Genomic DNA, 19,783 nt, shown 5'->3' on the forward strand with positions numbered 1-19,783 from the left:
AAACGTACAAAAAATAAATGAAAGCCTTATTATTAAGAGAGATCAAATCCTTTTTCGGTTCGCCGATAGGTTATTTGGTTATCGCTATTTTCCTATTGCTAAACGGCCTGTTCCTTTGGGTATTTGAAGGTGACTTTAATATCCTGAAAAGCGGTTTTGCCGATTTAAGTCCCTTTTTTACTTTAGCCCCGTGGATTCTTATTTTCCTGATTCCGGCCGTTACCATGCGTAGTTTTTCGGATGAAAAGAAACAAGGTACCATCGAATTGATGCTAACCAAACCGTTGAGTATCTGGGAAATTGTAAACGGTAAGTTTCTGGGTGCCTTTTTACTAATTGTAATCGCGATTATCCCAACCATCATTTATGTTGTGGTGCTCTCCAAATTTGGAAACCCGGAAGGGAATATCGATATGGGAAGTACGTTGGGTTCCTATTTTGGTTTATTGTTCCTGATTGCGTCCTATACGGCCATTGGAATTTTTACTTCTACCCTATCCGACAATCAGATTGTAGCGTTTATCGTTGCGGTTTTCCTTTGTTTTGTTTTCTATTTCGGTTTCGAAGGGATGTCCGGTTTTATGGGCTCTTTTGGAAATACGATAGCCAGTTTTGGAATGGACTACCATTTTAAAAGTATGAGCCGTGGTGTGATCGATACCCGCGACATTATCTATTTTATCAGTGTTACCGTACTATTCTTGTCGGCAACGGTTTATAAACTTAAATCTTTAAAATGGTAATGAAAGCGCAGCAAAAGAAAAACCTAAAACAATTCGGGATTATCCTACTTGCTCTGGTTGCGGTAAACGTTATCGGTAGCTATTTTTTCAAACGTTTTGACTTAACACAGGACAAACGCTATACACTATCGGAAACCTCATTAGAGATCATTAAAAGCATTGACAGTCCGTTGTATATTGATGTTTTCCTGGACGGACAGTTTCCGGGTGAATTCAAACGATTACAAGCCGAAACCAAACAGCTTTTAGAAGAATACAAAGCCTATAATTCCAATATCATTTTCCAATTTGTAAATCCGTTGGAAAAAGAAGAAGAACGCGAGGCGACCATGAAAATGTTATACCAACGCGGACTGACTCCTATCAATATTACGGTAGACGATCGTGGCAAACAATCGCAGGAGGTGGTTTTCCCTTGGGCTATTGCGACCTATAATGACAAAAGCACCAAAATACAGTTGCTTAAAAACATGATGGGTGCAAGTACCGAAGAAAAAGTAGTGAGTTCGGTACAACATTTGGAATATGCCTTTGCTGATGCCTTTAATAAAATCTCAAAAAGCAAGGAAAAGAAAATCGCCATCATCAAAGGAAACGGAGAATTACACGAATTACAGATTGCCGATTTCCTAAAAACCATTCGTGAGAGTTATTATATTGGCCCTTTCACACTGGATTCTGTAGCCAAAAATCCGATAAAAACAGCTGCGGCACTTAAAAAATACGATTTAGCCATTATTGCCAAACCAAGTGAGAAGTTTAACGAGGAAGAAAAACAGGTCTTGGATCAGTTTATCGTTAACGGTGGAAAAACATTATGGTTGGTCGATGCGGTTCAGGCCGAAATGGACAGTTTGTATAACGACAGCGGATCGATTCTGGCCTTTCCAAGAGATCTGAACTTAAACGATATGTTCTTTAAATACGGATTCCGAATTAACCCGGCTTTGGTAAAAGACGAACAGGCGGCTCCGATAAAACTGGCTTCCGGCGATCGTGGAAGTGCTACACAATACGAACAATATTTCTGGAAATATTCACCATTTATCTATCCACAATCGCAAAATCCGATTGTGAAAAACATCGAAGGGGTACGTTTTGAATTTGCCAACCCAATCGATACGTTAAAAAATGGAATTAAGAAAACGATTTTAATGGAATCGTCGCAATATTCGAAGAGTATTGGTACACCAATTGAGGTTAGCCTAAATATGGTTACCGAAGAAACCGGACCAAAAGACTATGTTGGTGGCGGTCGTATACCGGTATCGGTATTGTTGGAAGGAAAATTCCAGTCGATGTATGACAACCGTGTTCTTCCGTTTAAAGACAGTACGTATAAGACTACCGGAAAAGCCGGAAAAATGATTGTGATTTCCGATGGCGACATTATTAAGAACCAACTGGATCAGGCTTTTCAGCCTATGGAACTGGGTTATGACAAGTGGACGAACAACCTATATGGCAATAAAGAATTCCTTTTGAACTGTGTGAATTATTTACTGGACGATACCGGACTTATTAACATTAGAAGTAAAGATGTCGATTTGCCGTTACTGGACAAACAAAAAGTGTACGACAACTACACGATCACTCAGATTATAACTGTCGGATTACCAATAGTTGTACTGGCCTTGTTTGGACTATTATTCACTTTTTTAAGAAAAAGAAAATATTCCCGCTAGTTGTTAATAAAAAATGTTTTTTCATTAGACAGATTACGATATATTTGTGAAATGTAAAATGTAATACCAATTTTACAAACCTAAAAAAGAAAGATGATGAAGTTTATTGTATCCAGTTCATATTTATTAAAACAATTACAGGTTTTAGGTAGTGTTATCAACAGTAGCAACACCTTGCCTATTTTAGATAATTTCTTATTTGAATTAGACAATAACCAACTTAGAGTATCGGCATCCGATTTGGAGACTACTATGTCGGCCACATTGGAAATCGATTCTACCAGTCAGGGAAGCGTAGCCGTTCCGGCCAAACTTTTACTTGAAATTTTAAAAACATTCCCGGAACAACCGTTAACCTTTACCGTTGAAGACAACAATACGGTAGAGATCAGTTCGAATTCGGGTAAATATGCACTAGCCTACGCTCCGGGTGATGAATTCCCGAAAGCAGTAGTTCTGGAGGAACCGTCTTCGACTTTGGTTCCGGCAGAAGTATTGGCAACGGCAGTGAGCAAAACAATTTTCGCAGCCGGTAACGACGATTTACGTCCGGTAATGTCGGGAGTATTCTTCCAGTTTTCTCCGGAGGGATTAATCTTTGTAGCTACCGATGCTCATAAATTGGTAAAATATGCCCGTACCGATGTAAAAGCATCGCAAGTGGCCGATTTTATCATGCCTAAAAAACCATTAAATATTTTAAAAGGTATTTTGGCGGCTTCGGATGCGGAAGTAAAAATTGAATACAACGATTCGAATGCAACGTTCTCCTTTGACAATTATATTTTAACCTGTCGCTTAATTGATGGAAAATATCCAAATTATGAAGCGGTTATCCCAAAAGAGAATCCGAATAAATTATTAATGAACCGTACCCAGTTTTTAAGCTCTGTACGTCGTGTGGCGATTTTTGCCAACAAAACCACGCACCAGATTCGATTAAAAATTGCCGGAGCGGAATTAAACATTTCTGCTGAAGATATTGACTACTCCAACAAAGCAGAAGAAAGATTGACCTGTGACTATCAGGGCGACGATATGCAAATTGGATTTAACTCCCGTTTCTTAACTGAAATGTTAACCAACCTGCAATCGGACGAAATTATGCTGGAAATGTCGTTACCAAACCGTGCCGGAATTTTAACCCCGGTAGACGGATTGGATGAAGGCGAAACCGTAACGATGCTGGTAATGCCGGTAATGTTAAACAGCTAATCCTACGCTATAACCAACCCTTTATAACCAAAAGACCGCAAGACCTAATCGGATTGCGGTTTTTTATTTGATCAAGGTTCTATTATATGTATTCAATATTTTTTCAATAAATGTTAACGATTTGGTAACTAAACCACTTTTATCATTAGGCTACTATTGTCACATTTTTGACATCTAATAATATTATTAGATAAAGCTACACATTATAACTTTCTAATCTATTCACGCAAAAACATGCGTTAAATTATGGAAAACCTAGTCTGTCAAGAGTCGCAAAAATTTTCAGATGAGACAAATAAAAATATAAAAATGCTGCTTAACTTTTACGCTACTTTTTGTTTGCATATCCAGTGCAAGTGTTTTTTTATAATTAAGTTTTGATTGTTTTTTGCAATTATGTTGAGAAAGATTTATCAATTGTAAATTGTGAGTTTACAATTGCTGACAAGAAAGTATCTAGACCTTTCACTTATTTTATGCCAAAAATTAATAGAAAGTTTTAATTTCTTGTAAAATTGGAAGATTGTTTTTTCCTATCTTAACAGCAAGCTAAGCTTGATACTATTTCTTTAATAATGTACTAGTTACTAATTCTTAAAAAAATGTCTATACCTAACCTTTTTGAAATTATTAAAGATGCAACCAAGTCTGTTCCTTCAGTTAAATATGCCATTGGAGTATCGGGAATAATTGCCGTGGTGGCATTGGTGACTCTCTTCAATATTGATCTGAAAATTGCATTATGGGGAACCATTATACTTTTTAGCCTCATGATTATGCTGGTAGTTTTTTCTAAATTGGCAAATGCCGAATCAAGTGAATTTCGACATCCGATAAGAATTCTTCTTTGGAGTGTGGCTATTTTATTTATAAGCGCCTCACTGCTACTTACCACATCGGTTTTTTTTAAGTTTCCTGTAGATCTCCAATATGTTTTGGTCAAAGATAATACAGCTTCAGTAGGTGCCGAAGAAATTATTAAGCCAGACAAAGATTTCGTCGTTTCAAAGCAAGCCATTAAGGTTAACTATATGAGATTATTTGGCGCAATTGAAGTGCCGCTTCTACTCAAGATTATGGAGAATGATGCAGATTTAGGTCGTTTGAAAGGTGATCCGTCATATGGGCCAAGATACAATAATGAGGGAGACAGCATAGGAAGATATAGCTTTTATAAACTCAAAAATGTTGGTATTCCCATAAGTTATGAGCTAGCAAATTTCTGGAAAAATAAATGGGATTATAAGGATGCTACTGTACTGAAAACAAAACTGTGGAGTCAATATTCAGGGAATTTAGATAATGGGAAAAAGCTTTATTGGTCAGCTCTTGCGCCGACAATTGAAGATGTCATGACCTATTGCAAACACCCGGATATCGATGAGTATGGACACTACCCTTATGATATGGCCGAAAAAATGGGACTCAATGTTTCAATTGAAGAAATTGATAAAATGAAAGGTACTGAATCATCAGACATTGGTTTTTTGTTTGGGATATTCACAAATACCAGCAATAGTGAAATTTTCGATGTTGAGCTGGCTTTCCATGAATATATCAATTCTTTCAAAATTGAATCTGAAAGAATTGAGCAATATAGATTTAAAACGGATCCCTACAAAAAAGCTTTGTTAGATGCGGGTATTGAAATGGTAAATCCAGAAAGTCATGTTCTAAAAATTGCTTCACTCAAGCCTAATAAATCTGTAATATGGCTTTTGTCCCTGTATAAGAAAAAAGAAAACGGCTTGCCACTTTTTTACTTGTCAAATGTTACTAGACCAATATCAGTTACGTACAATCTTGAACAGCAAAAATGCAAGGATAGTATTAGGTCACCTTATGGTGAAATGGCAGCGAGACTGGAGGTTCCAAGTGGGTGGTTTGGGCAATAAATATTAGAGAAGGGGTGGTATTTCTTCTTGTATAGTATAGTTTAGTTATTAACGTTAGTTTTTTAAGTATACTATTTACTTCAACGACTTCAAAATCGTCATTATTATGTAATACTGAATATGCTAACTTAGCGTGGCGTTAGAGATACGAACAAAATCTTAAATATAGCTGGTGAAAGAATGTTGTAAAAAAATAACTATGTATAAAATGTAGCTTAACTTTTTCTCCAGTTTTTGTTTGCATAGCCGTTATTACACACAAGCACAGTTAGCTTCTATTTTTTTCTTTACTAATTTTAGTATTCTTTTTCGGGCTCCAAAATCTATAACTCCCGGCTCATCACTGCTAAAAGCGTTAAATTCAATTTGGTTTTCGTGGATCTGGAAATGTACTTCATAATATACACTCAATGCATATCTTTGATATTCCAACTTAATCAACTCATCATCAAGACTTGATATCAATCTAAATTTTTTTTCTTTAGCCAATTTAACAATACTATTTTTTTTAGAAGCAGTGTCAAGATTACAAAACACAAATACTGATTTGGAATTTTGATATGCTTTATAAATGGCATAGACATTCAATATAAATAAAAAAACAGAAGCTATCATTAAAATTTTGTGTCTGTTTTCATACCCTAGATAAAATAACACTATAGGAGGCCCAAGAGAAATTGTCAAGGTCATTGCATACTTTAATTTATCTAAAAAAGAAGTTTTAATTTGTTGCATTAAAATCGTGAATTTAGTCCGCTCGCGGAGCGATTAGCTATTACTTTTTTTCGAAGCTTTTCCATATGTTATTTTATGTCCACATTATTTAAAAACAATTTTTATGTCCGAATTGTATACTCGAAAAGGGCTATAAAAAAAACCAATTTTAAACCTGGTCTTTTTAAAAGTTACGATTTTGACTCTTGTTTGTCAGAGACAGCAATCATAATACTAAGATAATAAAAAGCAACTCTTATAAATTTTAAAATAATAAATTAACTAAAATTCCTACTATTACTGATGACGATTTGCTTACATTTATCGGATAGCTTCCGTAAATTGCAATGCCATGATTAGCATCCGAAGATACCGAGTTTCATTATTTCACCAATTAATTCAAAACCATGAAAAATTGTATTCCATTATTCCTTTTGCTGGCGCTATTTTTAAACAGTTGTGATCAAAAACAAAAAAAGGCCGATACACCTACTCCAACCCCACAACTGACTTCTCCTTTAAAAGAAGAAGAATTCAAGTTACAGAAGATGTATCAAAAAATTGCGGCCTATCATACCGATGGTAACGATGCTTCTTATGATTCATTGGAAATTCAAAACAAGAAATTTGAAACTGCGTTTTTAAACTGTCTGACTAAAAATCCGGAATCCATTCGATATCCTTTTGATTCTTTAAAAAAGGAAAACATTCATATCGTAATCAGCAAGGATTCCTTGTTTAAAATTTATAGCTGGGATACTTCGGAAGGCGGCACAATGGTCGATTTTACAAACCTATTCCAATACCAATCCGGAAATAGTGTACAAGCTAAATTGATTAAAGATACAGGGAGCGAAGATGACTATATTCCTTTTTATTCGGAAATTTTCACCTTAAAAAATGGTTCTAAAACATACTACCTAGCGGTAAGTAACGGTGTTTACTCCTCTAAAGATGCCAGTCAGTCCATCGAGGTTTTTAGTATCGAAAACAACCAATTGAAAAAGGAAACCAAATGGTTTAAAACGGAAGAAGGATTTAAAGACGTACTACAAATTGACTTCGATTTTTTTAGTGTGGTTGACCGACCGGAGCGCCCATTACAATTGATCAAATATGACAATCAAAAGAAACAGCTTTATCTTCCGGTAGTAACAGAAGAAGGTAGTGTAACAAAGGATTTTACAATCTATACCTTTACCGGACAGTATTTTGAAGTGAAATAATTTACACCAATAAGCTACACCTGACAGGTTTTAAAAACCTGTCAGGTGTAAAAATAGGTATCAAACAAAAAGCCCCGCTAAATTTTAGCGGGGCTTTTTTATATCTGATTCCGAAAATTACACGTGTAACGCTCTGTTATCGGTAGCTGCTAAAGCTGCTTCTTTGATTGCTTCTGCAAATGTTGGGTGTGCATGCGACATTCTGGAAATATCTTCCGCCGAAGCTTTGAATTCCATAGCCGTAACCGCTTCTGCGATTAAATCGGCACAACGAGGTCCAATCATATGTACACCTAAAACTTCATCGGTTTTAGCATCAGCCAGGATTTTTACAAATCCGTCGGTATCACCTCCGGCACGCGCACGTCCTAAAGCTTTGAATGGGAAACTTCCCGATTTGTAGGCCACTCCTGCTTCTTTTAACTGCTCTTCTGTTTTACCAACAGCAGCTACTTCCGGCCAGGTATATACAACACCCGGAATTAGGTTATAATCGATATGTGGTTTTTGTCCGGCAAGGAACTCGGCTACAACCACACCTTCTTCTTCTGCTTTGTGCGCCAACATTGCACCGCGAACTACGTCACCGATAGCATAAATGTTTGATGCGGTAGTTTGTAAATGATCATTTACTTCAATCTGACCTCTTTCGGTAATTTTTACACCGGCTTTATCCGCATTTAATCCTTCTGTATACGGACGACGACCTACTGAAATCAACGCGTAGTCTCCTTCTAAAGTGATCACCTCTCCTTTTGCGTTTTCAGCTTTAACCACTACCACATCTCCGTTACGGTCAACGGCCTGAACTTTGTGAGACGTATAGAATTTCATTCCCTGTTTTTTCAACACTTTTGTCAATTCTTTCGACAAACCGGCATCCATACCCGGAATGATACGATCCATAAACTCCACTACAGAAACCTGAGCGCCAAGACGTAAATACACCTGACCTAGTTCCAACCCGATCACACCACCACCGATGATCACCAAGTGTTTCGGAACTTCTTTTAATTCCAATGCTTCTGTAGACGTGATGATTCTTTCTTTATCGATTTTGATAAAAGGTAAACTCGATGGTTTTGAACCGGTAGCAATAATGGTATTTTTTGCTTCGATTTTTTCAACCGAACCGTCTTTTTTCGTAATCGTGATAGCCGTAGCGCTTTCAAAAGCACCAACTCCTTCGAATACGGTAATTTTATTTTTATCCATCAGGTATTTTACCCCTCCGGCAGTTTGATCTACAACAGCTTTTTTACGAGCCACCATTTTTTCAAGGTTCACTTTCACCTCACCGCTCACTTCAATACCGTGATCTGCAAAATGAGAAATTTCTTCGAAATGGTGGGAAGAAGCCAACATCGCTTTAGACGGGATACATCCAACATTTAAACAAGTACCTCCTAAAGTGGAATATTTTTCGATAATGGCCGTTTTCATTCCTAATTGGGCGCAACGGATTGCCGCTACATAGCCTCCAGGACCCGAACCAATAATAACTACGTCAAATGAACTCATAGTATAATTATATTATGTTGTGTTTTTAAAAATTTCATTACAAAATTAAGGAATTTTGTTTAGACGAAATCGGATTATTTTCAAAATAAAAATGCTTTTAACGTTCCTTTAAGGAGCAACCAATTTCGTAGCGGTATTCGTAAAAATAAGGCCTGAAAAATCCGATCGCGCTGATTTACTTTGTCCGTTCGGCTAAAGCCTCAGGTGCAATCAAAACTAAAAACTACAACTGTATAAAGTTGTAGTTTTGTTTTTATGGTTGTTTTAATAAGTGCCATTGTGTTTTGACACGGATTGCAAATCCGCGTCATCGGGGATTTTGTTTAGACGAAATCGGATTATTTTCAAAATAAAAATGCTTTTAACGTTCCTTTAAGGAGCAACTGATTTCGTAGCGGTATTCGTAAAAACATGGTATATAAAAACCTTTAAATTCAGGGTTTCATTATTTTTTGTAGGTGGTGTTTATCCATAATTTAGAATCTATAATTTATTTCGGCTGCCGCATACCATGAAAAATCAAACTTAGAATGGGTTGTCTTATCGCTAAAAAGACTTTTTAATGTCCGTTCATTAAAATAAACAGAACGCATGGCATTTACGCCAAGTGTAATGGGTAAGCTGATGTGCTTGTTTAGCTTCAATTCGGGCCTTAAACCCGTTACAAAATATTGATGGGTAAACATGACGTTCTTACCTTCTTTTTGGAGCATTGCGAGTTGACCGTTCATTTCTGCAATTAGATGTAAAGCAAACTTGTTGTTGAAATTATATCCCGCAGCTGCCTGAAATCCACTCATCATCGAAACCCGGAACGTATATTTCCCATCCGAATTGTAATTCACATAGAGCGCCGGAAATAACATCGGATATCCCAATGTATTGGTTAGCGCAAGCCCTCCTCCCAGATCTAATTTAGGGTTGATTTTCTTAACGAACAGCGCGCCTCCACTTCCCAGAATACTGTTACCATTTACTCTTGAAATCTGAGTTTCGTTTGTATAAACTCCCGCTCCCAAAAAAGCGATAAGAGACCATTTTGGACTTAAGGGACGGATAGTAATCAATGAGAGTTGAAGATTGGTAATGTTCGACAGCACCAAATCCTGACTGATGTTTTTATTGTCAAGTGTGGCATGAGTTCCTGCAACATCAACCATCCAGGCCGTAACAAGACTGTCTTTACTCATTTTTACCGAAATTGGAATCTTGATATTTCCGCGATATATCGTTGCCGCCCCTTTTCCATTTTCCATCTTGTTCCCCTCGTTATCGATATAACTTGACGAACCAAAATATTCCGTTTTAAGGGATACCTGTGCCATCGTTTTTGCACTCACAATTAGTAAAAGAAGTAATGCCCACAGCAATCTTGTTGTTTTCATATATATTTATCATTTATGTGAGGCAAAACTATATCGTAACCACAAGGCTATTTTTTACTTTTGACAACCGGTCATTTTTTGTTGACGAACGAATATTGCAACGAATGAGAAAAGGCTACTTTTGTAAAATCAACAGTATGTTATGTTTACTATAAAAAAGACGGATTACTTATTTTGGTTTTTTATGTTTTTGCTAATCTTCCTGCAATTGTCAGATGATTTCTCTTTTGTGTGTACTTTACTGTTTACAATAGCCATTACACTAACTTTGAGAATTCATGTGATTTATGTAATTAACCGGTTGGCAAAGGAGTATTTACAAATTAATGCCTCTGCAAAATTTATCCTCTATGCCTTATTGACTAGTATGCTCACCGCCATACTCTTATCCCTTGAAGGTTATATAATTATTGAAATGATTTTTTCCGAAGCAGTAGTAAAAATGAATCTAATGCTGTCGTTATTTTTCGGAATGTTGATGATGACCATCTTGATTTCCGGGATGAGTTATTCGATAGAATTATTCAAACAGAATACAGAAGCCGAAAAACAACATGAGATCCTGAAAAACAGTGTACTGGAATCGGAAATAAACCATTTAAGAACGCAATTAAGTCCGCATTTTACTTTTAACATATTAAACAACTTACAATTCCTGATTCGAAAAGACAAAGACGAAGCGCTGGAATTACTCTCCCGATACAGTAAAATATTGCGCTATTATGTCTATGAATCTCAAAACAAGTGGATAAAACTGGACGATGAAATCGCGTTCCTAAAGCACTATTTTCAACTGGAAAAAGACCGATCCGGAGAGGATTTACAAATTTCGTGTCAGTGGAATATCCCCGAGAATCAATTGATGATTATTCCCTTTCTTTTATCGACATTCGTTGAAAATGCATTTAAGCATGTCTCTACTTTTGCTGATAAAAGCAATTCTATTCATTTGGAAATCTTTTTAGCAAATGAAAATCAATTATTTCTTAAAATAGAAAATACCACAGATTCATCATTAAATGATAGCAAAAAAGAAGGCGTTGGATTACGATATGTTCAAAAAAGACTGGACTTATCCTATCCCGACAATTACAAATTAACATTGTCGTCAGACGAAAATAAATACAATGTAACATTACAACTAAATTTGAATAACTAATGAAGTGTATTGTAATCGATGACGAACGAATTGCCAGAGAAGGTCTGAGTGAATTCATCAAAGAATTTGATTTTTTGGAAAATAGAGGTTGCTTTTCCAATGCCCATTTGGCATTAGAAAAATTAAACACCGAAATTATTGATTTAATATTTTTAGACATTCAGATGCCACTCCTCAATGGAATGGAATTTGCAAAAAGAATCACAGACAAATCACCAATGATCATCTTCACTACTGCCTATTCCGAATTTGCTTTAGAAGGATATAAAGTAAATACCGTGGATTATTTAGTCAAACCCATTTTTTTCGAAGATTTTAAAGATGCTGTTTCTAAAGCCAAGAAAATGTATGACTTGATGCGGAAGCAGGAAGACACTAGTAAGCCATTGTTTTTTAAAGAAAACGGCGTTTTGATAAAAGTACACCCCAAGAATATCCTCTATATTCAGAGCATGCAGAATTATATTGAAATACACTTGGAAAACAGTAAGCGGCTGATTATTCATCATACCTTAAAAAAAATTTTAGACCAATTACCAACGGAAGATTTCTTGCAAATTCATAAATCGTATATTGTCAATAGCAAGCAAGTTAGCCGTATAGATGGTGCCACTTTATATATAAAAGACATCGCTTTACCAATATCAAGAAACAGAAGAGCTGAAGTTCTAAAAATTTCTTTACCGAATTAATGGTAAATCATTAACGACTATTGACTCTCCACAACGGTATTCATAAAAAACCAGACCTAAAAAAACCCTGAAAATTCAGGGTTTCACTATTTTTTGTTGGTGGTGTTGACTACATTACTTCCAGACAGGTATATACCTGTGGACAAGCAATATAGCGACGGCAATAAGCCGGTCCGGTTACTGAGCCACTGCATGAGCAGCCGCATAGGGATAAATCCGGGGTAATAATTTCAAGTTGTTCTCCGGTAATAGCTCTTTGATGCTCTTTTGTTAGCACCTGAACTCCTGCAATGTTTAAAAGGTTTGTTTTCATAGTTTGGGGGTTAAATAATTAGCATCCAATTATACTTTTGTTTCACCACAATTGTAAACCTGCAGACAGCCTATATAAAGACTGCAATACGCCGGTCCGGTTACGGAACCACTGCAAGAACATCCGCATTTGGATAAATCATGCGGTTCTTCAACCAATACTTGTCCTAAAATTTGTCTTTGGTTCTCTTTCGATAACACTTGTACTCCGGTGATGTTTAAAAGATTTGTTTTCATAATTAAATAGATTAATGCGATTAGAATAGCTTATATATGATTACAAGTATACACCTGAGGACAGACCATGATACGCTGACAATAAGCCGGTCCGGTTACCGAACCACTACACGAACAACCACATTTGGAGATATCGCCTATAACCAATGCCTGTCCTAAAATTTGTCTTTGGTTCTCTTTCGATAACACTTGTACTCCGGAAATATTCAAAAGATTTGTTTTCATAGTAAATCGATTTGGTTTGTTTTTATGATATCTTATACTTCACCACAAGTGTATACCTGTGGACATCCAATATAGCGATCGCAATAAGACGGTCCGGTTACAGCGCCACTGCACGAACAGCCACATTTGCTCAAATCGATTGGTTCTTCCACGAATACTTGTCCGTAAATACTTCTTTGGTTTTCTTTCGATAACACCTGTACTCCGGTGATGTTTAAAAGGTTTGCTTTCATAAGTTATTTGGTTTGATTAATTATCTGCCAAAATAAGAATTTATTCGCAAAATGCAATATAAATAATTACGAAAAGTATATTTTAAATCACAAAAGATGTAGTATTCTTAACCTGACCAATCATAAAAGTACTATGAGTACTACCAATATGCTGCAATGTAGTCAACTTTGTAACCATAAACTCCCGGTATTCCTCCATATCCTTTACACATATTTTAAGGATATAATCGTAATCGCCACTCACATGAAAGCACTCCAGGACTTCGTTTAGCTGTACCACTTCTTTTTCAAACTGACTGATAAACTCGCGGGTATGTTGCGTTAGCTTTAAATGACAAAACACGACAAATCCTTTTTCGATCTTATTCCGGTTTAAAAGTGCTACGTAGCGCGAAATAATGCCTTCTTTTTCGATTTTCTTAATGCGTTCATACACGGCCGTAACCGATAAGTTCAGTTTTAGCGAAAGCTCTTTATTGGTTAGCTTACAGTCATTTTGCAACAATTGCAGCAATTTTTTATCAATGTTATCGAATTTCATACGGATCGTTAGTAGAATTAAAAAAATTTGGTCAAAATAGTGTAAATCACTTTAAAACAAAAAATTAAACTACAAATATACATTTTAATAGTTTTATTATCTAAGTTTAAAAACTATCATTGACTTTTTTTCACCAATAACTTTATTTTGACTTTTTATATTACATTTTATAACACAACTAACTATACCAACATGAAAAATTTCAACCCGGCTGATAAAATACAGGACTTACAGTATTTTGGCGAATTTGGAGGCGTTAACCCATCTATCTCCGATTCGTCTACCTATACCTTCCTGTCGGCCAAAACCATGTTCGATACTTTCGAAGGAAATGCCGAAGGTTGCTACCTTTATTCCCGTCACTCTTCCCCTAGTAACTTATATTTAGGTGAAGCTTTGGCTGCAATGGAAGGAACCGAAACGGCCAACGTAGCGGCATCCGGAATGGGCGCGATCACGCCAACCCTATTGCAACTATGTCAAAACGGAGAACACATTGTGTCCAGCCGTACCATTTATGGTGGAACGTATGCTTTCCTTAAAAATTTCGGACCTCGTTTAGGCATTAAAACAACCTTTGTAGACATTACGAAACTGGACGTGGTAGAAGCAGCTATCCAGCCCAATACTAAAGTATTGTACTGCGAAACGGTTAGTAATCCTTTATTGGAAGTAGCCGATATTGAAAGCCTTGCCAAACTAGCTAAAAAGCACAACCTTACTTTGGTTGTTGACAATACTTTTTCGCCTTTATCGGTAGCACCTGCAAAATTAGGAGCCGATGTGGTGATTCACAGTTTAACAAAATACATCAACGGAAGTAGCGATACAGTTGGTGGTGTGGTTTGCGGAACGCATGATTTTATCAACGCCTTAAAAAATGTAAACGACGGAGCCAGCATGCTTTTAGGTCCAACAATGGACAGTTTGCGTTCGGCCAGTGTTTTAAAAAACCTGAGAACCTTACATATCCGTATGAAACAACACAGTCATAACGCTATGTATCTGGCTGAAAAATTTGAAAAAGACGGTATTAAAACCGTATATCCGGGATTGGCAAGTCACCCGAGCCATGAACTTTATAAAAATATGATCAATCCGGAATACGGATTTGGTGGTATGTTAACGATTGACGTAGGTTCGTTGGATAAAGCCAATGAGCTTATGGAATTGATGCAAAACCGTAATTTAGGATACTTGGCCGTGAGTTTAGGGTTTTACAAAACCTTATTCAGCGCACCGGGAACATCAACATCTTCCGAAATTCCATTGGAAGAACAAGCCGAAATGGGCTTAACAGACGGATTAATCCGTTTCTCCATCGGATTGGATAACGATATTGAGAGAACCTATCAGATGATGAAAGATTGTATGAAGGAACTTTCGATTTTAAATTAAGTTTTTAGTTTTTTTTAGTTTAAGTCCGTTTGAGATCAATAGTCTTGAGCGGATTTTTTTATTTGTAACAAAATGGACAATCCTACAACTAATGCTATTGATAGTATTTTTTGTGTCGATGTTAACACGATAATCCTATAAGATTAAATAAATTTAGCCTTTTAAAATTCTAGTACTAAATGAAAAAGTTCACTTTTCTGTTTCTTTTAGCCGGTTCGATGACGTATGCACAACGAAACCTGACCATCGAAGAAGCAACTACAGGCATGCGTACGTATGCACCGAAATCGATGTTGGCCACACAATGGCGAAAAGACGTAAGTGCGATTACGTATCTTGACAACACCTACCAGAATCTGGTAACCCGCAACGAAAACAACCAGTGGAAAGAAACCACCTTATTGACCAAAGACGATGTTCAGAACGCTTTACGCGCTAAATTCCCACAGGACGAGTTCAATCTAAGAATGTTCCCGTTTGCCTATGAGTGGAAAGGTGCGAATATCATGGCTTTTGAAGTAGCCGGTAAAAAAGCAAATTATATCGTCGAATTTGACGCGACACAAAAAAGCATTACCAAAGCCTTATCGATTCCATCTGATGCGAGTAACCAACTGGCAACCGATGCTAAAAATCGTATAGCCTGGTTAAACAAAAATAACATCCGTATTACCGATGCAAATGGAAAAACCATCGAAGTAACGAACGATACCGACAGCGGAATCGTAAACGGAAGTGACTATACACACCGTCAGGAATTTGGAATTCACCAGGGAATGTGGTGGAACAAAACCGGAGATAAATTGGCCTACTATCGCAAAGACGAAACAATGGTAACCAATTATCCGTTGATTGATTTCGGAGCCCGCGTTGCCGAGGTAAAAGATATCAAATATCCTATGGCCGGAATGAAGAGCGAAGAAGTTACTTTAGTGATTTTTGACGCGAACACCAATGCTAAAGTAACACTTAAAACAGGTGAGCCTAAAGAACAGTATCTAACCTGTGTAACCTGGGATCCAAATGGGAAATTTATCTATGTAGGTTTATTAAACCGCGAGCAAAATCATTTGAAATTAAACCAGTATGATGTGGTTTCGGGTGCGTTGGTAAAAACCTTATTCGAAGAAAAAGCCAGCACTTATGTAGAGCCACAACACGATTTGACGTTCTTACCGAACAATCCAAATCAGTTTTTATATCAGACCGAAAACGAAGGATACAACCAATTGTACCTTTATAATACGGATGGAAAACTAATCAAAAAATTAGGTTATAAAGATGTAGTGGTAAAAGACCTGTTGGATTTTGACGCCAAAGGAACGAAAATCAGCTATATCGGAACAGCAAACAACGGATTAGACCGTCAGTTGTATGAAGTGGATCTTAAATCGGGAAAAACAACTACGTTAACAACCGTTAGCGGAACACACGCAGCGAGTTTGAGTTCAAACGGGGCGTATTATTTCGATCAGTATAGCAATACGACTACACCAAACGAAGCGGCTATTGTAAACGTTAAATCTAAAAAAGCGACTTCATTGATCAGTGCTGAAAACCCATATGCCGGTAAAATCAACATGCCGAAAATGGAATTGGTAACGATCACTTCTGCAGATGGAAAAACGCCTTTAAACGGACGTTTGATCTATCCTGCTAATTTTGACGCTACTAAAAAATATCCGGTAATGGTATATGTTTACGGTGGATCGCACGCCCAATTGGTAAACAACCGTTGGTTAGGTGGTGCCAACCTTTTCGACAATTATATGGCACAACAGGGTTATGTGGTATTTACATTGGATAACCGTGGAAGTGATTCCAGAGGAAAAGATTTCTGTCATGTGAACCATAGAAAATTAGGTCAGAATGAAATGGCGGATCAGATGAAAGGTGTAGAGTTCTTAAAATCAAAATCATTTGTAAATCCGGATAAAATCGGAGTTTACGGATGGAGTTTCGGAGGATTCATGACTACTTCATTGATGTTGAACCAAAGCGAAACATTTAAAGTTGGTGTTGCCGGTGGACCGGTAACCGACTGGAAATATTATGAAGTAATGTACGGTGAGCGTTATATGGATACGCCACAGGAAAACCCTGAGGGTTACGAAAAATCGAGTGTGATCAATAAAGCAAACCAATTAAAAGGGGATTTATTAGTGATTCACGGTGCACAGGATCCGGTTGTAGTACAACAACAAAGTATGGAATTTATCGAAGCGTGTATCAAAGCCGGAAAACAAGTGGATTATTTCCTTTATCCGACACACGAACACAATGTATCCGGTAAAGACCGTATTCACTTAAATGAAAAAATCGCCCGTTATTTCGATTTGCATTTAAAGAATAACTAATAGTTTCTACACCTGACAGGTTTTGGAAACCTGTCAGGTGTAATATAGCCAAATAAAAAAGCCTTCCCGCTATAGCGAGAAGGCTTTTTTATTATGTATAATGGATTTATTTCAATTGTCCGGCATAAACCGCAAGATCAATTAATTTGGAAGAATAACCGTATTCGTTATCATACCAGGAAACGATTTTATAGAACGTTGAATTCAATTCGATTCCAGCTTTAGCATCTACAATACTGGTTCGCGTATCGGAAACAAAATCCTGAGAAACCACATCGTCTTCGGTAAATCCGATAATATCTTTCATTTCGTTTTCAGAAGATCGTTTTAATACTTCCATAATTTCCGCATACGACGTTTCTTTTTGAAGTTTTACGGTCAAATCAACCACCGAAACATCTGCTACCGGTACACGCATCGCCATTCCGGTTAGTTTTCCTTTTAATTCCGGAATAACTTTTGTTACCGCTTTGGCTGCTCCTGTCGATGCCGGGATAATGTTTACCAAAGCCGAACGTCCACCGCGGAAATCTTTTTTAGATGGTCCGTCAACCGTTAACTGCGTTGCCGTAGTAGCGTGAATGGTTGTCATTAATCCTTCTACGATTCCGAAATTATCGTTTAAAACTTTTGCCAATGGCGCCAGACAGTTCGTCGTACAAGACGCATTGGAAATAATAGTATCCACCGCGGTCATTTTATCGTGATTAACACCCATGATAAACATTGGTGCATCGGCCGATGGTGCTGAAATGACTACTTTTTTGGCACCACCTTTAATATGCGTTTCCGCTTTTTCCAGCGTTGTGAAAATGCCGGTACAGTCGGCAATAACTTCTGCTCCTGCTTCATCCCATTTTAATAACGACGGATCTTTTTCGGCCGTTACACGGATAAATTTATCGTTAACATATAACTGACCGTCTTTTACTTCTACTTTCCCGTCGAAACGACCGTGAACCGAATCGTATTTTAAAAGGTAAGCCAAATGATCCACAGCCAGTAAATCGTTAATTGCTACAACTTCAACATTATCTCTTTTAATGGTTTCTCTAAAAACAATTCTTCCGATTCTTCCGAATCCGTTAATTCCTAATTTTACTTTCATCACATTCTTTCTTAAAAATTATTAAATCGAAACAATTTCAGAAACGCGTAACAGTTCCCTGTCGATTTCCGAATGTCCCTTAACTGCTTGTTCCAATGGCGTCAGTTCTACTTTATCGTTGATCAATCCTGCCATAAAGTTGGATTTTCCTTCCAACAAGGATTCTACGGCTTTTACTCCGAGTCGGCTGGCCAATACCCTGTCAAAGCAAGATGGTGATCCGCCGCGTTGCATATGCCCTAAAACGGATACGCGAACGTCGTATTCCGGCATATTTTCTTCTACATAATCGCCCAGTTCAAAAACGTTTTTCCCAATTCTATCTCCTTCGGCGACTACGACAATACTGGACGATTTTCCGGAAGCCTTACTTTTATGAAGGGATTCCAGTAATCGATCCAATCCCAGGTTTTCTTCCGGAATCAGAATATCTTCTGCACCGGCGCCGATTCCGGCATTCAAAGCGATATGTCCGGCATCACGTCCCATCACTTCCACAAAAAACAGACGGTTATGCGAACTGGCGGTGTCGCGTATTTTATCGATCGCTTCCACTACCGTATTTAAAGCGGTATCAAATCCGAGGGTATGACTGGTTCCGAAGATATCGTTATCGATCGTACCGGGAATTCCCATAATCGGGAAATTGAACTCCTTATTAAAAACAAGTCCACCGGTAAAACTTCCGTCACCACCAATGATCACTAAAGCATCTATTCCGGCATTTTTGAGGTTATCATGGGCTTTTTTACGCCCTTCGGGTGTCATAAATTCTTTTGATCGTGCCGATTTTAAAATCGTTCCGCCTTTATTTACAATATTGTTCACCGATCGTGGTCCCATCTCTTTAAAGTCTCCTTCTATCATTCCCTGGAAACCACGGTAAATTCCGGCACATTCAATATTATGGTAGGCGCAGGTACGCACTACGGAACGGATGGCTGCGTTCATTCCAGGAGAATCCCCTCCGGATGTAAGCACACCGATCTTCTTAATTGTTTCTGACATCATATATTCGTTTATTGTAAATTTAATAAATAAACACGAGATACCTTACAGAATGCAGGCATATTTAGCAAAAACCTAACATTCGTAACGCAGCAAAAATGTTGTAAAATAAGAAGTGTTGTTGTTTAG

Annotated in this window: 19 protein-coding genes; 9 read left to right on the plus strand and 10 right to left on the minus strand. The window is 37.3% G+C overall.

The window, feature by feature from the left end; genetic code table 11:
• Positions 1 to 17 precede the first annotated feature (17 nt).
• From gldF to AAFN64_RS08765, 4 genes are all read left to right on the plus strand, one after another.
• On the plus strand, positions 18 to 743 hold the full coding sequence (gldF, locus tag AAFN64_RS08750) for a gliding motility-associated ABC transporter permease subunit GldF (protein WP_300488042.1): 726 nt from the start codon (positions 18 to 20) through the stop codon (positions 741 to 743).
• Complete coding sequence (gldG, locus tag AAFN64_RS08755; protein ID WP_347760146.1) at positions 743 to 2,428, plus strand: gliding motility-associated ABC transporter substrate-binding protein GldG; 1,686 nt, start codon at positions 743 to 745, stop codon at positions 2,426 to 2,428. The genes gldF and gldG overlap by 1 nt, the downstream gene beginning before the upstream one ends.
• A 96-nt stretch (positions 2,429 to 2,524) precedes the next feature.
• Positions 2,525 to 3,643, plus strand: a complete 1,119-nt coding sequence (dnaN, locus tag AAFN64_RS08760; protein WP_136402044.1) for a DNA polymerase III subunit beta — start codon at positions 2,525 to 2,527, stop codon at positions 3,641 to 3,643.
• A gap of 602 nt (positions 3,644 to 4,245) precedes the next feature.
• Positions 4,246 to 5,538: a hypothetical protein gene (locus AAFN64_RS08765; RefSeq protein WP_347760147.1), complete on the plus strand. Its 1,293-nt coding sequence runs from the start codon at positions 4,246 to 4,248 to the stop codon at positions 5,536 to 5,538.
• Positions 5,539 to 5,790: 252 nt separating this feature from the next.
• Here the strand turns inward: AAFN64_RS08765 and AAFN64_RS08770 are convergent, their stop codons facing one another.
• Positions 5,791 to 6,273 (minus strand): hypothetical protein, encoded by a 483-nt coding sequence (locus tag AAFN64_RS08770; RefSeq protein WP_300488047.1) that lies wholly within the window; start codon positions 6,271 to 6,273, stop codon positions 5,791 to 5,793.
• A gap of 386 nt (positions 6,274 to 6,659) precedes the next feature.
• Here AAFN64_RS08770 and AAFN64_RS08775 point away from each other — a divergent pair, with 386 nt between their 5' ends.
• Complete coding sequence (locus AAFN64_RS08775; RefSeq protein WP_347760148.1) at positions 6,660 to 7,478, plus strand: hypothetical protein; 819 nt, start codon at positions 6,660 to 6,662, stop codon at positions 7,476 to 7,478.
• 117 nt (positions 7,479 to 7,595) lie between these two features.
• Here AAFN64_RS08775 and lpdA read toward each other — a convergent pair whose 3' ends face one another.
• Together lpdA and AAFN64_RS08785 are read right to left on the minus strand one after the other, a co-directional pair.
• On the minus strand, positions 7,596 to 8,999 hold the full coding sequence (gene lpdA, locus AAFN64_RS08780; protein WP_300485134.1) for a dihydrolipoyl dehydrogenase: 1,404 nt from the start codon (positions 8,997 to 8,999) through the stop codon (positions 7,596 to 7,598).
• A gap of 476 nt (positions 9,000 to 9,475) precedes the next feature.
• A complete protein-coding gene (locus tag AAFN64_RS08785; protein WP_347760149.1) occupies positions 9,476 to 10,384 on the minus strand; it encodes a DUF6268 family outer membrane beta-barrel protein in 909 nt (302 codons plus the stop codon).
• A gap of 184 nt (positions 10,385 to 10,568) precedes the next feature.
• On the opposite strand from AAFN64_RS08785, the gene AAFN64_RS08790 reads away from it, so the two are divergent.
• The gene (locus tag AAFN64_RS08790) at positions 10,569 to 11,543 is read left to right on the plus strand and encodes a histidine kinase (protein WP_347760150.1); all 975 of its coding nucleotides are present in this window, start codon (positions 10,569 to 10,571) and stop codon (positions 11,541 to 11,543) included.
• Positions 11,543 to 12,235, plus strand: a complete 693-nt coding sequence (locus tag AAFN64_RS08795) for a LytTR family DNA-binding domain-containing protein (protein WP_347760151.1) — start codon at positions 11,543 to 11,545, stop codon at positions 12,233 to 12,235. The genes AAFN64_RS08790 and AAFN64_RS08795 overlap by 1 nt, the downstream gene beginning before the upstream one ends.
• A 109-nt stretch (positions 12,236 to 12,344) precedes the next feature.
• Here the strand turns inward: AAFN64_RS08795 and AAFN64_RS08800 are convergent, their stop codons facing one another.
• The 5 genes from AAFN64_RS08800 to AAFN64_RS08820 all read right to left on the minus strand — a co-directional run bounded on the left by AAFN64_RS08800 (position 12,345) and on the right by AAFN64_RS08820 (position 13,783).
• On the minus strand, positions 12,345 to 12,548 hold the full coding sequence (locus tag AAFN64_RS08800; RefSeq protein ID WP_300485142.1) for a hypothetical protein: 204 nt from the start codon (positions 12,546 to 12,548) through the stop codon (positions 12,345 to 12,347).
• Positions 12,549 to 12,577: 29 nt separating this feature from the next.
• Positions 12,578 to 12,784, minus strand: a complete 207-nt coding sequence (locus AAFN64_RS08805; RefSeq protein WP_136401676.1) for a hypothetical protein — start codon at positions 12,782 to 12,784, stop codon at positions 12,578 to 12,580.
• A 30-nt stretch (positions 12,785 to 12,814) separates the two neighbouring features.
• Positions 12,815 to 13,009 carry a hypothetical protein gene (locus tag AAFN64_RS08810; RefSeq protein WP_300485148.1) on the minus strand — a complete coding sequence of 65 codons (195 nt, stop codon included), beginning with the start codon at positions 13,007 to 13,009 and terminating at the stop codon, positions 12,815 to 12,817.
• 32 nt (positions 13,010 to 13,041) lie between these two features.
• Positions 13,042 to 13,242, minus strand: coding sequence for a hypothetical protein (locus AAFN64_RS08815; protein ID WP_300485150.1), 201 nt, complete (start codon positions 13,240 to 13,242; stop codon positions 13,042 to 13,044).
• A gap of 82 nt (positions 13,243 to 13,324) precedes the next feature.
• Complete coding sequence (locus tag AAFN64_RS08820) at positions 13,325 to 13,783, minus strand: Lrp/AsnC family transcriptional regulator (protein ID WP_136401679.1); 459 nt, start codon at positions 13,781 to 13,783, stop codon at positions 13,325 to 13,327.
• Positions 13,784 to 13,975: 192 nt separating this feature from the next.
• Here AAFN64_RS08820 and AAFN64_RS08825 point away from each other — a divergent pair, with 192 nt between their 5' ends.
• Together AAFN64_RS08825 and AAFN64_RS08830 are read left to right on the plus strand one after the other, a co-directional pair.
• Positions 13,976 to 15,181, plus strand: a complete 1,206-nt coding sequence (locus AAFN64_RS08825) for an aminotransferase class I/II-fold pyridoxal phosphate-dependent enzyme (protein ID WP_300485154.1) — start codon at positions 13,976 to 13,978, stop codon at positions 15,179 to 15,181.
• A gap of 179 nt (positions 15,182 to 15,360) precedes the next feature.
• Entirely contained in the window at positions 15,361 to 17,538 is a 2,178-nt protein-coding gene (locus AAFN64_RS08830; RefSeq protein WP_347760152.1) for a DPP IV N-terminal domain-containing protein, read from the plus strand.
• Positions 17,539 to 17,644: 106 nt separating this feature from the next.
• Here the strand turns inward: AAFN64_RS08830 and gap are convergent, their stop codons facing one another.
• Positions 17,645 to 18,646 (minus strand): type I glyceraldehyde-3-phosphate dehydrogenase, encoded by a 1,002-nt coding sequence (gene gap / locus AAFN64_RS08835; protein WP_347760153.1) that lies wholly within the window; start codon positions 18,644 to 18,646, stop codon positions 17,645 to 17,647.
• Positions 18,647 to 18,667: 21 nt separating this feature from the next.
• Positions 18,668 to 19,654 (minus strand): 6-phosphofructokinase, encoded by a 987-nt coding sequence (gene pfkA / locus AAFN64_RS08840; RefSeq protein WP_347760171.1) that lies wholly within the window; start codon positions 19,652 to 19,654, stop codon positions 18,668 to 18,670.
• Positions 19,655 to 19,783 lie beyond the last annotated feature (129 nt).

Origin of the sequence: Flavobacterium sp. CAU 1735 (genome assembly GCF_039888695.1) — a bacterium.
Lineage (GTDB): Bacteria > Bacteroidota > Bacteroidia > Flavobacteriales > Flavobacteriaceae > Flavobacterium.

Coding starts and splice junctions, on each gene's coding strand:
- gldF (WP_300488042.1), top strand. CDS start 18: ATGAAAGCCTTATTATTAAGAGAGATCAAATCCTTTTTCGGTTCGCCG.
- gldG (WP_347760146.1), top strand. CDS start 743: ATGAAAGCGCAGCAAAAGAAAAACCTAAAACAATTCGGGATTATCCTA.
- dnaN (WP_136402044.1), top strand. CDS start 2,525: ATGAAGTTTATTGTATCCAGTTCATATTTATTAAAACAATTACAGGTT.
- AAFN64_RS08765 (WP_347760147.1), top strand. CDS start 4,246: ATGTCTATACCTAACCTTTTTGAAATTATTAAAGATGCAACCAAGTCT.
- AAFN64_RS08770 (WP_300488047.1), bottom strand. CDS start 6,273: ATGCAACAAATTAAAACTTCTTTTTTAGATAAATTAAAGTATGCAATG.
- AAFN64_RS08775 (WP_347760148.1), top strand. CDS start 6,660: ATGAAAAATTGTATTCCATTATTCCTTTTGCTGGCGCTATTTTTAAAC.
- lpdA (WP_300485134.1), bottom strand. CDS start 8,999: ATGAGTTCATTTGACGTAGTTATTATTGGTTCGGGTCCTGGAGGCTAT.
- AAFN64_RS08785 (WP_347760149.1), bottom strand. CDS start 10,384: ATGAAAACAACAAGATTGCTGTGGGCATTACTTCTTTTACTAATTGTG.
- AAFN64_RS08790 (WP_347760150.1), top strand. CDS start 10,569: ATGTTTTTGCTAATCTTCCTGCAATTGTCAGATGATTTCTCTTTTGTG.
- AAFN64_RS08795 (WP_347760151.1), top strand. CDS start 11,543: ATGAAGTGTATTGTAATCGATGACGAACGAATTGCCAGAGAAGGTCTG.
- AAFN64_RS08800 (WP_300485142.1), bottom strand. CDS start 12,548: ATGAAAACAAACCTTTTAAACATTGCAGGAGTTCAGGTGCTAACAAAA.
- AAFN64_RS08805 (WP_136401676.1), bottom strand. CDS start 12,784: ATGAAAACAAATCTTTTAAACATCACCGGAGTACAAGTGTTATCGAAA.
- AAFN64_RS08810 (WP_300485148.1), bottom strand. CDS start 13,009: ATGAAAACAAATCTTTTGAATATTTCCGGAGTACAAGTGTTATCGAAA.
- AAFN64_RS08815 (WP_300485150.1), bottom strand. CDS start 13,242: ATGAAAGCAAACCTTTTAAACATCACCGGAGTACAGGTGTTATCGAAA.
- AAFN64_RS08820 (WP_136401679.1), bottom strand. CDS start 13,783: ATGAAATTCGATAACATTGATAAAAAATTGCTGCAATTGTTGCAAAAT.
- AAFN64_RS08825 (WP_300485154.1), top strand. CDS start 13,976: ATGAAAAATTTCAACCCGGCTGATAAAATACAGGACTTACAGTATTTT.
- AAFN64_RS08830 (WP_347760152.1), top strand. CDS start 15,361: ATGAAAAAGTTCACTTTTCTGTTTCTTTTAGCCGGTTCGATGACGTAT.
- gap (WP_347760153.1), bottom strand. CDS start 18,646: ATGAAAGTAAAATTAGGAATTAACGGATTCGGAAGAATCGGAAGAATT.
- pfkA (WP_347760171.1), bottom strand. CDS start 19,654: ATGTCAGAAACAATTAAGAAGATCGGTGTGCTTACATCCGGAGGGGAT.